Source organism: Roseospira marina (assembly GCF_014197855.1).
GTDB classification, from domain to species: Bacteria; Pseudomonadota; Alphaproteobacteria; order Rhodospirillales; family Rhodospirillaceae; genus Rhodospira; species Rhodospira marina.
Genome location: NZ_JACIGJ010000004.1, coordinates 125746 through 140433 on the forward strand (window position 1 = coordinate 125746; position 14688 = coordinate 140433).

The 14688-nt window shown below is 70.3% G+C and carries 10 protein-coding genes; all 10 read left to right on the plus strand.

What is annotated here, in order from left to right:
• Window positions 1-56: 56 nt before the first annotated feature.
• Window positions 57-1433 carry a sigma-54-dependent transcriptional regulator FlbD gene (gene flbD, locus GGD82_RS06925; RefSeq protein ID WP_150062053.1) on the plus strand — a complete coding sequence of 459 codons (1377 nt, stop codon included), beginning with the start codon at window positions 57-59 and terminating at the stop codon, window positions 1431-1433.
• Between the two features lie 55 nt (window positions 1434-1488).
• On the plus strand, window positions 1489-3648 hold the full coding sequence (gene flhA / locus GGD82_RS06930) for a flagellar biosynthesis protein FlhA (protein ID WP_150062054.1): 2160 nt from the start codon (window positions 1489-1491) through the stop codon (window positions 3646-3648).
• A 130-nt stretch (window positions 3649-3778) separates the two neighbouring features.
• Entirely contained in the window at window positions 3779-4843 is a 1065-nt protein-coding gene (locus tag GGD82_RS06935) for a flagellar biosynthesis protein FlhF (protein WP_150062055.1), read from the plus strand.
• Window positions 4840-5631 carry a MinD/ParA family protein gene (locus tag GGD82_RS06940; RefSeq protein ID WP_150062056.1) on the plus strand — a complete coding sequence of 264 codons (792 nt, stop codon included), beginning with the start codon at window positions 4840-4842 and terminating at the stop codon, window positions 5629-5631. Before GGD82_RS06935 ends, GGD82_RS06940 begins: the two co-directional genes overlap by 4 nt.
• 52 nt (window positions 5632-5683) lie before the next feature.
• Window positions 5684-7519 (plus strand): hypothetical protein, encoded by a 1836-nt coding sequence (locus GGD82_RS06945; RefSeq protein WP_150062057.1) that lies wholly within the window; start codon window positions 5684-5686, stop codon window positions 7517-7519.
• A 292-nt stretch (window positions 7520-7811) separates the two neighbouring features.
• The gene (gene paaX / locus GGD82_RS06950; protein WP_150062058.1) at window positions 7812-8762 is read left to right on the plus strand and encodes a phenylacetic acid degradation operon negative regulatory protein PaaX; all 951 of its coding nucleotides are present in this window, start codon (window positions 7812-7814) and stop codon (window positions 8760-8762) included.
• On the plus strand, window positions 8759-9943 hold the full coding sequence (locus tag GGD82_RS06955) for a glycosyltransferase family protein (protein ID WP_150062059.1): 1185 nt from the start codon (window positions 8759-8761) through the stop codon (window positions 9941-9943). Before paaX ends, GGD82_RS06955 begins: the two co-directional genes overlap by 4 nt.
• Before the next feature lie 34 nt (window positions 9944-9977).
• Window positions 9978-10775 (plus strand): polysaccharide deacetylase family protein, encoded by a 798-nt coding sequence (locus GGD82_RS06960; RefSeq protein WP_150062060.1) that lies wholly within the window; start codon window positions 9978-9980, stop codon window positions 10773-10775.
• Window positions 10772-12694: a dipeptide ABC transporter ATP-binding protein gene (locus GGD82_RS06965; RefSeq protein WP_150062061.1), complete on the plus strand. Its 1923-nt coding sequence runs from the start codon at window positions 10772-10774 to the stop codon at window positions 12692-12694. The genes GGD82_RS06960 and GGD82_RS06965 overlap by 4 nt, the downstream gene beginning before the upstream one ends.
• Entirely contained in the window at window positions 12691-14676 is a 1986-nt protein-coding gene (locus GGD82_RS06970; RefSeq protein WP_150062062.1) for an ABC transporter substrate-binding protein, read from the plus strand. The genes GGD82_RS06965 and GGD82_RS06970 overlap by 4 nt, the downstream gene beginning before the upstream one ends.
• Window positions 14677-14688: the final 12 nt, after the last annotated feature.

Here is a 14688-nt window from a genome sequence, read left to right on the forward strand (position 1 = left end):
TCCGGGGTTTCGGCCCCGCGTTCCGTCCGGTTCCTGTGGGGGCGGGAGGAGGGCGCATGCGTGTCCTGATCGTCGGCGCCATGGAAGGGCAGGTGGGCGCCGCCGCCCGCATCGCCGTGCAGCGCGGCGCCAAGGTCGCGCAGGCCGATGACGTCGCGGCGGCGCTGGTGTCGCTGCGGGGCGGGCAGGGGGCCGATCTGGTGATGATCGACGCCCGGTTCGATGTGGCGGGCCTGATCGAGGCCCTGACTACGGAACACATCGTTGCGCCGGTGGTGGCCTACGGCATCGGCAGTGACACCCGTGTGGCGGTCAAGGCGATCAAGGCCGGCGCCAAGGAGTTCATTCCCCTGCCGCCTGACCCCGATCTGATCGCGGCCGTCCTGGAGGCGGTGGCGGCGGACCGGCATGCGCTGGTGTTCCGGGATCCGGCCATGGCTCGCGTGGTGCAGATGGCCGAGCAGGTCGCGCCCAGCGACGCCAGCGTGCTGGTCACCGGGGAGTCCGGGACCGGTAAGGAACTGGTCGCCCGCCATCTGCATCGGCGCAGCCGGCGCTCGGACGGGCCGTTCATCGCCGTGAACTGCGCCGCCATCCCGGACGGTCTGCTGGAAAGCGAGTTGTTCGGGCATGAGAAGGGCGCCTTCACGGGGGCGGTCGCGCGCCGGATCGGCAAGTTCGAGGAGGCGAGCGGCGGGACCCTGCTGCTGGACGAGATTTCCGAGATGGACGTCCGCTTGCAGGCCAAGTTGCTGCGCGTCATCCAGGAACGCGAGATCGACCGCATCGGCGGCAAGCAGCCGGTCAAGGTGAACACGCGCATCGTTGCGACGTCGAACCGTGACCTGCGTGCCGAGGTCACGGCCGGGCGCTTCCGCGAGGACCTGCTGTTCCGCCTGAACGTCATCACCCTGGCTCTGCCGCCGCTGCGCCAGCGCCCGCTGGATATCGATCTGCTGGCCGAGCACTTCGCGCGCAAGTTCGCGGACGCCAACCAGGTGCCGGCGCGCCCGCTGGCGACCGCCGCGCGCGCCGCCCTGCGCGCCCATAGCTGGCCCGGCAACGTGCGTGAGCTGGAAAACACCCTGCACCGGGCCGTTCTGCTGGCGGTCGGCGACGAGATCGGGCCGGAGGCGGTCTTCCTGGACACCGATGGCGCGCCGCTCAGTGCTGGTGCCGGTGCTGGGGGCGCCAGCCAGGAGGCCGCGGCTTTGGCCGGCGGCGGCACGGCCGGGTTGGTCGGGCGCACCGTGGCGGATGTGGAGCGCGACTTGATCATCGACACGCTGCGCCACTGCCTGGGTAACCGCACCCATGCTGCGACGATTCTGGGGATCTCCATCCGGACCCTGCGCAACAAGCTGCGGCAGTACGCCGACGAGGGCGTGACGGTCCCAGCCCCGGGCGGCAACGAGAGTCCGGCGGTGCCCTGAGCGGGTGGTTTAGACGCGGGACACGACACGCAACGCGACGCGAGAGATAACGGCGATGGCCGAGGACACGAATACACAGGGGCGCGCGGTGGCGGCTCGTACCGAGGGAGACGCGCCGGCCGCGGGCGGCGCGGGGTTCGACCTCGGCGGGTTGGGGCGACGCCTGACCGAGATCGCGGTCCGGGGCGAGGTCGGCCTGGCGTTCGGCGTCGTGGCGATCCTGGTCGTCCTCATCATGCCGATGCCGCCCTGGCTGCTCGACATCATGCTGGCGTTGTCGCTGACGTTCTCCACCCTGGTGCTGATGACCGTCATCTACGTGCGCAAGTCCATGGAGTTCAATTCGTTCCCCATGGTCCTGCTGATCGCGACGCTGCTGCGGTTGGCCCTGAATCTGGCCTCGACCCGCCTGATTCTTGCGAATGGGCACGAGGGGCCGGACGCCGCCGGTGAGGTCATCGAGGCTTTCGGCGGCTTCATCATGGGCGGCAATTTCGTGATCGGCGTGATCGTGTTCGCGATCCTGGTGCTGGTCAACTTCATGGTCATCACCAAGGGCGCGACCCGTATCGCCGAGGTGTCGGCCCGGTTCACCCTGGATGCCATGCCCGGCAAGCAGATGGCGATCGACGCCGACCTGTCCACGGGCCTCATCACGGAGGACGAGGCCCGCGCGCGCCGCGAGGAGATGCAGAAGGAGGCGGACTTCTTCGGCGCCATGGACGGTGCGTCCAAGTTCGTGCGCGGGGACGCCGTCGCCGGCATTCTCATCACCGCCATCAACATCATCGGCGGCATGGTCATCGGCATGGTTCAGGGCGGCCTCACCTTTGCCGAGGCGGCCAACATCTACACCCGGCTGACCGTGGGCGACGGTCTGGTTTCGCAGATTCCGGCGCTGATCGTCTCGGTCGGTGCCGGCATCATGGTCGCGAAGGGCGGCCTGAAGGAAAGCGCCGAGACCACGCTGGTCGACCAGTTTACGGCCTATCCGCGCGCCCTGGGGATGAGCGCCATCCTGGCGCTGGCGCTGGCGTTGCTGCCGGGCACGCCGTTCCTGCCCTTCACGTTGCTGGCGCTGGCGGCGGGCGGGGCGGCCCTGTGGCTGGACCAGCGCAACCGCCGGCAGGCGCAGGTGGCGGCGGAGGCGGAGCGTCCGGAGCCGGCCGCGCCGGTCGCCGAGGAGCCGATCTCGTCGGCGCTGAAAATCGATCTGGTGCGGCTGGAGCTGGGCTACGGCTTGCTGTCCCTCATCAACAGTCCCGGAAGCACCCGCCTGACCGACCAGATCAAGGCGCTGCGCCGGTCGCTGGCGATGGAAATGGGCTTCGTCATGCCCTCGGTGCGCATCCAGGACAACATGCAACTCGGTGCCAACACCTACGTGCTCTACATCAAGGAGGTGGAGGCCGGGCGCGGCGAACTGCGGCCGAACATGCTGTTGGTCATGGATCCGCGCGGCGAGGATATCACCTTGCCGGGCGAGAAGACGACCGAGCCCACGTTCGGCCTGCCGGCGGTCTGGTCCGACGTGTCCAACCGCGAGGAGGCGATGTTCCGCGGCTATACCGTGGTCGATCCGCCCACGGTCATCACCACCCACCTGACCGAGGTGGTGAAGGACAACATGGCGGACCTGCTGTCCTTCGCGGAGACGCAGAAGCTGCTCGACGAGCTGGAGCGGGAGCACCAGAAGCTCGTTTCCGACCTGATCCCGAACCAGATCTCCATGAGCGGGGTCCAGCGCGTGCTCCAGAACCTGCTGAACGAGCGGGTCTCGGTGCGCGACCTGTCCACCATCCTGGAGGGCATCAGCGAGGCCACCGCCTCGACCCGCAACATCCTGCTGGTCACCGAGCATGTCCGCGCCCGGCTTGCGCGCCAGTTGTGCGATCAGAACATCAACGCGGACGGGGTGGTGGCACTGGTGCCGCTGTCCGCCCAGTGGGAGCAGGAGTTCGCCCAGGCCCTGGTGGGGCAAGGTGAGGAACGCCAATTGTCCATGCCGCCGTCGAAGCTTCAGGAGTTCATCCTGCTGGTGCGGCAGACGTTCGAACGCTTCGCGATGCAGGGCGAGTCGCCGGCGCTGCTGACCAGCCCTGGAATTCGTCCGTACGTGCGCTCAATCATTGAACGGTTCCGCCCCACCACAACCGTGCTGTCCCAGAACGAGATCCATCCCAAGGCCCGAATCAAGACGTTAGGACAGATTTAAGACACGCGCCGTTATGCTTCCCCAACAATGGTGATCTGGGCGGGCGAGGCATACCGTCGCGCGTCCCGGTCGCCCCGCTCCGTGACCGTCCCGGCCGGGGCTGGCCGGATGCCTAAGGACTTGCCGGTCGATGCGGCTCAAATGCTACTCCGCGCCCAGCATGGCCGAGGCCATGGCGTTGATCCGCCAGGAATTGGGGGACGACGCGGTTATCGTCTCCACGCAGCGGGCGGCGGGCGACGGGGGGATCCGCATCACTGCGGCGATCGAGGTCCCCGACAACGACGGCGATCTGCGAACGGCCCTGGCCGAGGAGTTTGGTCAGGCCCGCGCGGCTGAGGACGACCCGCGGGTCGTCGAGGTCGAGGCCGCGCTGTCGTATCATGGCGTGCCCGTGCGTCTGGCCGACCGTATCCTGACCCTGGTCCACAGCGCCGAGACCGAGGCCCTGGACGGCGTCGGCGCCTGTGCCGCCGCCTTGGATGCCATCTTCCCGTTCGCGCCTCTGCCGGAGCGCAAATCCCCGCGCCCCTTCCTCATCTGCGGTCCGCCCGGCGTGGGCAAGACGATCTCCGTGGCCAAGCTGGCCGCACGCGCCCGCCTGTCCAACCGCCCGGTCGGGGTCATCAGCGCCGATTCCGTCCGGGCCGGCGCGATGGCCCAACTCGCCGCTTTCACCCGGATTCTCGAAGTCGATCTGAAGCGGGCGCGCGGACCCGAGTCGCTGCGCGCGTTGGTGGAAGACAGCGTCGGGGTGCATGACCTCGTGTTTATCGACAGCCCGGGCATCAATCCCTTTTCGCGCCATGACACCGCCTTTTTGAAGGAGTTGATTGAGGCCGCCGACGTCGAACCCATCCTGGTGCTGGCGGCCGGCATCGATCCGATGGAGGGAGCCGAAGCTGGGGAGAGCTTCGCCAAGGTCGGGGCGACCCGCCTGCTCGCAACACGGCTCGACATGGCTAGACGTCTTGGTGGTATTCTTGCGGCCGCGGACCAGGGACAGTTGATGTTCAGTGAGGTCACAATCAGCCCGCATGTGGCGAATGGGTTGATTCCTATCCATCCCCAGTCGCTCGCCCGCCTGATTCTGCCCCGACCGAGCCGCGAGACCCGTCCGGCGGCCCCGGTCTCCACATCCGCCGTTGGCGAGACGGACGCCGCAGTCCCCTCCGTTGCCGAGGCCGCCCGATGACAACACTCGACCCCGCCATGGCCCCCCGTGCCCCCGTGCCCGCGACCGAGGGACACGTGATGGCCGTTGCGTCCGGGAAAGGAGGGGTCGGCAAAACCTGGTTCGCCATCACCCTGAGCCACGCTCTGTCCAAGCGTGGGCTGAACGTGTTGCTGTTCGATGGGGATCTGGGGCTCGCCAATATCGACATTCAGTTGGGCCTGATGCCGGATCGGGATCTCGGCAGCGTGGTGGCCGGCAAGCTGACGCTGAATCAGGCGGCCACGCGCTTTTCGGCGGGCGGGTTCGACGTCGTGGCCGGTCGCTCCGGCTCGGGCAGCCTCGCCAACATTCCGCCCAGTCGCCTGCAACTCGTGGCCGACGATCTGTTGCTGATGGCGCGGGGCTATGACCGGGTCATCCTGGATCTGGGGGCCGGTGTCGAGAAGGCGGTGCGCCAGTTGGCGCGCACGGCCAGCACCATTCTGGTGGTGACGTCGGACGAGCCGACCGCGCTGACCGACGCTTACGCCTTCATCAAGATCACGGCGATCGAGCGGCCGGATACGGACATCCGTGTCGTGGTCAACGCCGCCAACTCGACACGAGAGGGCGAGCGGACCTACAGCACGCTCCTCAAGGCGTGTCAGGGGTTCCTCCGGATTGCGCCGCCGCTGGCCGGGGTGGTGCGCCGGGACACCCGGGTGCGGGAATCGATCCGCAATCAGACCCCGTTGCTGACGCGCTATCCCAACAGCGAAGCCGCGCTCGATGTCGAGGCGCTGGCGGAGCGTCTTCTCGCCGATTGAGTCGGCGCGGCGTCGCCGCCGTTCCGTCTTCTCTCCGGAAGGAAACCCGCGCATGTCGATGGTGCCGCCTCCGGTTCCGCCGATGCCGGCCACCCCGCCGGCACCGGCGGTTGCGCCGGTGACCGTCAGCGTGAGTGTGGCGCAGGCGCCGCCCGCCGTGGCGGCGCTGCCGGCGGAGGCGGTGTTGACCGCCACCGTGACCCAGACGGCCCGGGCGGGCCAGCCGATCGTACTCGATACCCCCTTGGGACCGCTGACCGGACGTCTCGGCGCCACGGCGGCTGCGGCGTTGCCGGAAGGCATGGTGCTGAGCCTGCGGGTCCAGTCCATCGGGCGCGACCTTGCGGTCTTTCGGGTGCTCGGACCGGTCGGTGGCGTGCCCGGTGGTCCGGGGATGAGCGGTGCGGCTACCGGGCGGGCCGGCGGGCCGCCCGGCCTGGCGGCGGGAGGCGACGCCCACAGGCCTGGGGCGATTCTGGGGCGAGCCGATGGGGCGGCACGGGGGGCCATCACGGCCACGGTGGTGCACGGGGCCGCGCGGCCGGGATGGTCGGGTGCGCCGGTCGGGGGGGGCGGCATGGGCGAGCCCCTGCCTCTCGGCACACGGATGTCTGTGCAGGTGATGGGGATACGGCCTTCGGGAACGCCGCAAGCGGCGGTCCCCGGCGGTGGCGTCTCCGGCGCGAACGCGGGTTCGGGCGGTGTGAGCGGGGGGCCGCCGTTGGGGGCGCCCTCGTCCCCGTCCCTGGTGTCATCGGGCTCGTCCTCCGGCGCCGCGTCCGGGCCGGCGGGTGCGGCCGACGGCGTCGCCGCCCCGGGGTCGTCCGGCCGCGTGCTCGGATCGGTCTCGGCGCTTGTCTCGCGCGTGGCCGGGACGGCGACGTCGGCGCTGGCGGCGGGCAACGCCGGTTCCGCCACCACGGGCGTGACGGCTGGGCCTGTCCCGACAGCGTCCCCGACACCCGCACAGCCGACCACGCTGACCGGGACGGTGATGCCGGGCGCCCCGGCCGGGCAAAGTGTGCTGACCACCGGGGTGGGCACTCTGGCGCTGCCCGTGCGGCTCGATGCGCCGCCGGGCAGTCAGGTTACGCTGTCGGTTCTGGCGACCACGCCGCCCGCGTCCGGTGCGCCGGGAGCGGCGGCGGCGGGACCGGCCGTGCCCCAGGGCGGCTTGGCGGGCTGGCCGGTTTGGACCGAGGCCGTGGAGACTCTCAACCGGGTGGACCCGGCGGCGGCGCGGGCGCTGGAGGCGGCGATCCCGCGGCCCGGGCCCCAACTGGCCTTCGCGGTCGCCAGCCTAGCCGGGGCGCTGCGGGCCGGTGGCGATCTGCGTCAATGGCCGGGCGAGGGGGCGGTTGGCGCTCTGGAGCGGTCGGGTCCCGCCGGCGCGCGGCTGGCGGGTGCCTTGAAGAGCGATCTGTCCGACCTTGCGGGCCGGGTGCGGGAAAGTCCCGGCGGCGAATGGCGCGCCATGACCCTGCCGTTCGCCGATCAGGCGGAGATCGCGCCGATCACCTTGATCGTACGGGTGCCGGGTGGGCGCGGCGATGCGAACGGCGAGGGCGAGGGGGACGACGACCCGGGGCAGGGCGATCCCGGCCAGCGCTTTCTGGTCGACGTCACGCTGTCCGCCCTGGGCCGCCTTCAGATCGACGGCTTGATGCAAAGCCGCGCCCGGCGGCTTCACTTGATCCTGCGCACCGACCGGCCCCTGCCGGAGGCGATGCGCCGTGATCTTCAGGCCATCGTGGACAGCAGCCTGTCCGCGTTCGGACTCGCGGGCGGCCTGTCGCTGCATCCGGGCGAGGACTTCCTGAAGCCCGTGCCGGCGGTCGCTGGTGACGGCGACGGCGGTTTTCCGCCCCCAGGCGGTCTCGTCGCCTGATTCGATCGCTCCGGCTGACGGCAGCCGACCGACCGCAGCCCGACGGCCCCATCCGGGCGGTGCTTTCGGTCGGCAACACGCTGTTCCCGTGTCTGCGGGGGTGTGTCGGATGGGGCGATGTTGTGCGGACCGTGTTGTCTTCGCGCCCATACGTGTAATCTAGGGGGCGCGTCGGCCGGGTGCCCTCCGAACGGTCCCACACCCATCGCGCCCTTTCTGTCGGACGCTTTCACGCCATTGGTTCGGCCGGCTCGTGGTCCACGGGACCGGTCCCGTCACGCGAGGTTTCATCATGCCCCGGGCCCATCGCCTGGACGACCAGATCGGCCGCCTGCGGGAGGCGGTGCCCCTTCGCGCGAAGTCGCTCATCGTCACGATTTACGGGGACAGCATCCTGCCGCATGGGGGCAGCACGTGGCTGGGCAGCCTGATCCGGCTGGTGGCGCCACTGGGACTGTCGGAGCGCATGGTACGGACGGCCGTGTTTCGCCTCACCCGCGATGCGTGGCTGAGGCCTCAGCCGGTCGGGCGGCGCAGCTACTACAGCCTGACGACCGAGGGACTCCGTCGGTTCGAGCGCGCGCACCAGCGCATCTATGCGATCGACCAACCGCCCTGGGACGGCGGGTGGCTGCTGGTGTTCACCAACGCGATGCCGCTGGACCCGGATGCGCGGGAAGCGCTGCGCCGTGATCTGTTGTGGCAGGGCTTCGGCAATGTGGCGCCCTCCGTCCTGGCGCACCCCGGCGTGGCGGAGGACAGCCTGCGCCAGACCCTGGACGCCCATGGGGTGGCGGACCGTGTTGTGGTGCTGCGCGGGGAGGGCCATCCGCTGACCGATCCGGCGGCTCGCGTCGCCCTGGTGAAGAGCTGTTGGGATCTGAACACGCTGGGCGCCGACTACGGGCGCTTCCTGGACCGCTTCCGGCCAGTCTGGCGCGCGCTGGAGGTCGTTGGATCGGCCTGCACGCCCGAGCAGGCGTTTCTGGTCCGCACCCTGCTGATCCACGATTACCGCCGCGTCCTGTTGCGCGACCCCCTGCTGCCGGTCGAGGTGTTGCCGCCGGACTGGCCGGGGCTGGCGGCGCGGCGCCTGTGCCGAAGCATCTACCGCGCGACGGGGGCGCTGGCGGAGCAGCACATCATGGCGCGCCTGGATACGGTGGACGGCCCGCTGCCGCCGGCCTCGGCTCTGTTTCACGCGCGCTTCGGTGGCGTGATGGAGGAGGTTTCGGCGCCATGAGCTCCACCCCGCGTCCCCCGCTGGCTGAGGGGCCTGTGCTGCTGTACGTGCAGCATGTGATGGGTGTGGGGCATCTCAACCGCATGGCGGCGCTGGCGCGCGGGCTGGCAGGGTGCGGCCGGGAGGTCGTGCTGGTCTCCGGCGGGCGGCCGGTGCCGCACCTGCTGCCGCCCGATCCGGCGCGGCCGGTGCGTGTGGAACAACTCCCCTCCCTCGCCGCCGCCGGGTTCGACTTCACCGCGCTTGTGGACGCGGAGGGCGCGCCGGTCTCGCCGATGCTGTGGCAGGCGCGGGCGGCGCATCTGGCCGGGCTGGTGGACGCGCTGCGGCCGGCGCTGCTGGTCGTGGAGATGTATCCGTTCGGGCGGCGCGCCTTTGCGGCGGAGATCGACGCCCTGATCGACCGGGCGCGGGCACGGCGACCCGAGGTGCGGGTGGCGTGCTCGGTCCGCGATATTCTGGTGCGCAAGACCAAGCCGGGCTGGGCGGAGCGGATGCGTGACGCGGCCAACGCGCGCTTCGACCTGATCCTGGTACACGGCGATCCCACCCTGATTCCGTTCGGCGCGACATTCCCCCTGGTTGATGAGCTGCGGCCGCCGCTCGTGCACACCGGCTACGTCGTCGAACCCGCCGGCGCGGCGGACGGGACGGACGGAACGGACGAGATTCTGGTCTCCGCCGGCGGCGGCGCGATGGGCGCGGCCTTGATGGCGGCCGCGGTGGCGGCCCCGCCCTTGTGCACGGGTCGGGCGCGGGACCGCCGTTGGCGGGTGCTGGTCGGGCGCAACCAGGGACCGGACGCGCGGGATCGGTTGTGCGCGGCCGCCGCGCCCGGGGCGCGGGTGGAGTGGGTCCGTCCGGACTTCCGGGCGATGCTCGGTCGGGCCGTGCTGTCGGTGTCGCAGGCGGGCTACAATACCGTGGCGGAGGTTCTGGCGGCCGGGGTGCCGGCCGTGCTCGTGCCCTGGGGCGAGGGGCGCGAGTCGGAACAACGCGATCGGGCCGCCGCGTTGGAACGTTTGGGTCGGGCGCGCGTTGTCTCTTCCGGAGAGCTGTGTCCGGGGACGCTGGCTCAGGCCGTCACGGCGGTGTTGGGCGACGCCGTGGCGCATCATTGCGCGCGAATGACGATTGCGCTGGACGGTGTGGCTCGTGCACGGGAAGCTCTGCTAGGGTAACTCTGTTTCCCGATTTTGCCGCTGCGGATTGCGTATGAACATGTCGGTGTGGGACCCGCTGGATGCGGAATTAAGGGCCTGGAGCGCGGCCGGACGGACCGTCACGCTGTGGTGGCGGGACGATGACGCCGTCTCCGTGACGCCGGCCCTGGAGCATATGGCGCGCCTGTCGGCGACACACGAGGCCCCCGTGACCCTGGCGGTGATTCCCGCCGAGGTCGAGCCCGTCCTGGCGCGGTGGGTGGCGGACCAGTCCGGCGTCAGTGTGGCCCAGCACGGGCTGTCCCATGCGAACCACGCTGGTCCGCAGGACGGCGGCGCGAGCGAGTTTCCGGCATCCCGCCCCTTGGCGGCCTGCATGGCGGCCCTCGCCGAGGGCTGGTGCCGCATGACCGATGTGTTCGGCGTTGAGGGCGCCGTGCCCATGCTGGTGGCCCCGTTCAACAAGGTTGGCCCCGATGTGCCGAGCGTGCTGCCGACGGTGGGGCTGTCGGCCTTGTCGGTGCATGGTTCGCGGGCCACCTGGCCGTCCGCGCCAGTGGCAATCGTGAACACTCACGTGGACCTGTTGCGCTGGCGTCCGGACGCCGAATTTATCGGCGTCGACAAGGCGGTCCGGCGCTTGGTCGGTGCGTTGGCGGCCCGCCGGCTCGGGCGGGATGAGGCCGGTGTGCCGCAGGACCCGGCGGAGCCGGTCGGGCTGCTAACCCATCACCGGGTGCATGGGGATGATCTGTGGGCGTTCCTGGCGGACCTGCTGCCCCGCTTGCGGCACCCCAGCGTGCGGTGGGCGGAGGCCTCGGCGTTGATCGCGGAGGGCGCGCCATCGTGAGGTCCCCCGCTGTCGCCCGACCCACCCGCGCGGAGCCGGAGGTCGAGCCGGACGCGCCGGTCCTTCGGGTCCAGGATCTGACGATCGACTTTCGCCTGCCGACTGGCTTGTTGCGCGCCGTGGACGGCGTCGGGTTCAGCCTGCGGCGCGGCGGCTGCTTCGCTCTGGTTGGGGAGTCCGGGTCCGGCAAGTCCACCATCGCCCAATGTGTCCAGGGGATCCTGCCCCGAACCGCGACGGTGGTGGGGGGACGGGTGACCCTCGGGCCGGGGCGTGCGGGGGAGCCCGCGGTGGACATCACCGGCCTGGGGCGGGACAGCCGGGCCATGCTCGCCCTGCGCGGCGCCCGCGTGGCGACCATCTTTCAGGAGCCGATGTCGGCCCTGTCGCCGCTGCATTCCATCGGCGATCAGGTCGGCGAGCCCTTGCGGTTGCACAAGGGGCTCACCCGGCGTCAGGCCGACGCGGCGGTGCCGGATCTGCTGGCGCGGGCGCGCTTTCCCGATCCAATCGCAGCGGCGCGAATGTACCCGTTCGAGCTGTCGGGCGGTTTGCGCCAGCGCGCCATGATCGCGATGGCGCTGGCCTGCGAACCGGACATCCTGATCGCCGACGAGCCCACCACCGCGCTGGACGTGACCACGCAGGCGGAGATCCTGGCGCTGATCGACGCTTTGCGGCGTGACACCGGGCTGTCGGTGCTGCTCATCACCCATGATCTGGGTGTGGTGGCGCATATGGCGGAGCACATGGTGGTGCTGCATCGGGGGCGCGTGAAGGAGGCGGGGCCGGTGCAGACGCTGTTCCAGGCCCCGGCCCATCCCTACCTTAAGGCCCTGATGGGCGCGGTGCCCCGCTTGCGGGGGGATGTGCCCGAGCGTCTGACCCCGCTGCGCGACATTCCGGTGGAACCGGCGCGGTTGTACGCCCTGCGGCAGCAAATCGCCCCGGACGCCGCGCGGGCGGACCCGGTGATGCTGCGGCTGGAGGCGGTGGAGAAGAGCTTTCCCCTGCGCCAGGGCGGCCTGTTCCGGCGTCAGGGGGGCACGGTCCACGCCGTGCGGGGGGTGAACCTCGAAGTGCACGCGGGGACCTGCCTCGGGTTGGTGGGGGAGAGCGGCTGCGGCAAGACCACGCTGATGCGACTCATCACCGGTGCCCTCCGGCCGACGGAGGGCCGGGTGCTGTTCGACGCCGGCGACGGCCCGGCCGACGTCGCCCACATGGACCGGGGCCGGCTGACCCGCTACCGCCGCGAAGCCCAGTACGTCTTTCAGGACCCGTTCGGCAGTCTCAATCCGCGCATGACGGTGCGCGAGATCCTGACCGAGCCGCTGCTCGTCCACGGTATCGGCACGCCGACCGAGCGCGCCGACCGCGCCGCCGAACTGCTGCGGGTCGTCGGGTTGGACCGCCGCGTCATGGCCCGCCATCCGCACAGCTTTTCCGGCGGGCAACGGCAGAGGCTCAGCATCGCGCGGGCGTTGGCGCTGGGGCCGCGCCTGCTGCTGTGCGATGAGCCGGTGTCCGCGCTTGACGTGTCGGTGCAGGCCCAGATTCTCAACCTGCTGGGGGACCTGCGCGCCGTGCTCGGCCTGACCATGCTGTTCGTGTCGCACAATCTGGCCGTGGTCCGGCATGTCGCAGACACCATCGTGGTAATGTGCGCCGGCCGGCTGGTTGAGGCCGCGCCGGCCGAGCGGTTGGTGGCCGAGGCCCGGCATCCCTATACGCAGGCGCTTCTCGCCGCCGTGCCGGAACCGGAGCCGGGCCTGTTCGTCCGGCCGGAGGTGTTGGGGGCCGCGCGTGCTTCCGATCCCGCGGCCTGGCCGGCGCCCTATGCGCCGGGGGCGGACGGGGCGACCCGGTGGCACGATCTGGGCGAGGGGCACCTCGTCGCCGTGGGGGAGGAGACATGAGGACCGCGCCACACAGGCAATCCGCGCCGGTTTGGGCGACTGGCGTGATCCTGGCGGTTGTGCTGCTGGCGCTGGGTCTCGTCGGGGGCCTGACGGCCGCCCGGGCTGCGCCGGTCGAGCCGCCAATTCTGGCCGATGCCGTTGCCGCAGGCGCCCTGCCGCCGATGGCGCAGCGATTGCCTGACACGCCGCGCGTCATCAATCTGGCGTCGCAGGGCAAGACGGTGGGGCGCCCGGGCGGGTCGATCGCGACCCTGATGGCGCGCGACAAGGACATCCGCCTGATGACGGTCTACGGCTACAGCCGGCTGGTCTGCTACACGCCGGATCTGGAGTTGGTGCCGGACATTCTGCGCGACGTGACGGTGGAGGAGGGGCGCATCTTCACCCTTTACCTTCGCCCCGGCCATCGCTGGTCCGACGGCCACCCCTTCACCACCGAGGATTTCCGCTATTGGTGGGAGGACATGGCCCTCAATCCGGTCTTGTCCCCCGGTGGTCCGCCGCCGGAAATGGTCCCGCACGGCGCCCCGCCGACGGTGGAGGTGCTTGGACCGCGGTCCATCCGCTACACCTGGGTCGAGCCCAATCCCCTGTTTCTGCCCGCCCTGGCCGGGGCGCGGCCGCTGGAGATTTTCCGGCCCGCCCACTATCTGCGGCAATTCCACGCGGATTACGCTGATCCCGAGGCCCTGGCCAAGCGGATCAAGGACGAGGATGCGCGCGACTGGCGGGCGCTGCATTTCACCAAGGACCGCTGGTATCGCAACACGAACCCGGATCTGCCGACGCTCGACCCGTGGCGTATCACGACCGAGCCACCGGCGCAGCGGTATGTGTTCCAACGCAACCCATACTTTCACCGTGTGGACACGTCCGGTCAACAACTGCCCTATCTGGACCGGGTCGTTCTGGACATCACCGATGCCAAGCTGGTGCCGGCCAAGACCGCGGCCGGGGAAACGGACCTTCAGTCCCGCTACCTGGGCTTCGACAACTACACCGTCCTGAAGGCGGCGCAGCAGCGCGGGGGCCCGGTGGTGTCGCTCTGGCGGGAGGGGCAGGGCTCCAGCGTGGCGCTGTATCCCAACCTGACCACCAACGATCCCGTCTGGCGGGCGGTGCTGCGGCAGGCGGACGTACGGCGCGCCCTGTCCCTGGCCATCGACCGCCATGAGGTCAACCAGGTGGTCTTTTTCGGGCTCGGCCTGGAGGCGAACAACACCCTGCTGCCCGAAAGTCCGCTGTACGTCCCCGACATCTCCCGGCGCTACACCGACTACGACCCCGCCCGCGCCAACGCGCTGCTGGATAGCGTGGGGCTGGACACGCGCGATTCGCGGGGGACACGGCTGCTGCCCGACGGGCGGCCGATGGAGTTGATCGTGGAGGAGGACGGCGAGGATCGGGCCCGCCTCGATGCTCTGCGGCTGATTCAGGACCATTGGGCGGCGCTGGGCATCCGAATGTACATCCGCACCTTTTCTCGCGAGGTGCTGAAGCGGCGGGTGTACGCCGGATCGTCGGTGATGGTGGCGGCGTACGGGCTCAACAATGGGCTCGCCACTCCGGAAATGCCGCCGAGCGAGCTGGTTCCGGTGGCGCAGGACATGTGGCAATGGTCCCAATGGGGCCAGTACCATGAAACCCGGGGCGAGGCCGGCGAAGCCGTCGATATGCCGGCCGGCGAACGCCTGATGGAGCTGTACGACGCCTGGATGCTGTCGACCAGCCGGGCGGAGCAGGTTGCGATTTGGAAGGAAATCCTGGCTCTGCATGCCGAGAACCAGTTCAGCATCGGTGTGGTATCCGGTGGCAACCAACCGGTCGTGCATGCCCGCGCGCTGCGCAATCTGCCGGCCGAAGCGCTGTACACCTGGGAGCCGGGCGCGCACTTCGGCATATACGGGATGGATACGCTGTTCCTGGCGCCCCCCGAGTCCGCGGCGGCGACCAATACCGCGTCGGACGAACCCGGTTAGGCGAGAAGGGGG

Excerpts from the sequence above, each read along its gene's own strand:
- GGD82_RS06970 (WP_150062062.1), top strand. The coding sequence starts at position 12,691 with ATGAGGACCGCGCCACACAGGCAATCCGCGCCGGTTTGGGCGACTGGC.
- GGD82_RS06945 (WP_150062057.1), top strand. The coding sequence starts at position 5,684 with ATGTCGATGGTGCCGCCTCCGGTTCCGCCGATGCCGGCCACCCCGCCG.
- paaX (WP_150062058.1), top strand. The coding sequence starts at position 7,812 with ATGCCCCGGGCCCATCGCCTGGACGACCAGATCGGCCGCCTGCGGGAG.
- GGD82_RS06935 (WP_150062055.1), top strand. The coding sequence starts at position 3,779 with ATGCGGCTCAAATGCTACTCCGCGCCCAGCATGGCCGAGGCCATGGCG.
- flhA (WP_150062054.1), top strand. The coding sequence starts at position 1,489 with ATGGCCGAGGACACGAATACACAGGGGCGCGCGGTGGCGGCTCGTACC.
- flbD (WP_150062053.1), top strand. The coding sequence starts at position 57 with ATGCGTGTCCTGATCGTCGGCGCCATGGAAGGGCAGGTGGGCGCCGCC.
- GGD82_RS06960 (WP_150062060.1), top strand. The coding sequence starts at position 9,978 with ATGAACATGTCGGTGTGGGACCCGCTGGATGCGGAATTAAGGGCCTGG.
- GGD82_RS06940 (WP_150062056.1), top strand. The coding sequence starts at position 4,840 with ATGACAACACTCGACCCCGCCATGGCCCCCCGTGCCCCCGTGCCCGCG.
- GGD82_RS06955 (WP_150062059.1), top strand. The coding sequence starts at position 8,759 with ATGAGCTCCACCCCGCGTCCCCCGCTGGCTGAGGGGCCTGTGCTGCTG.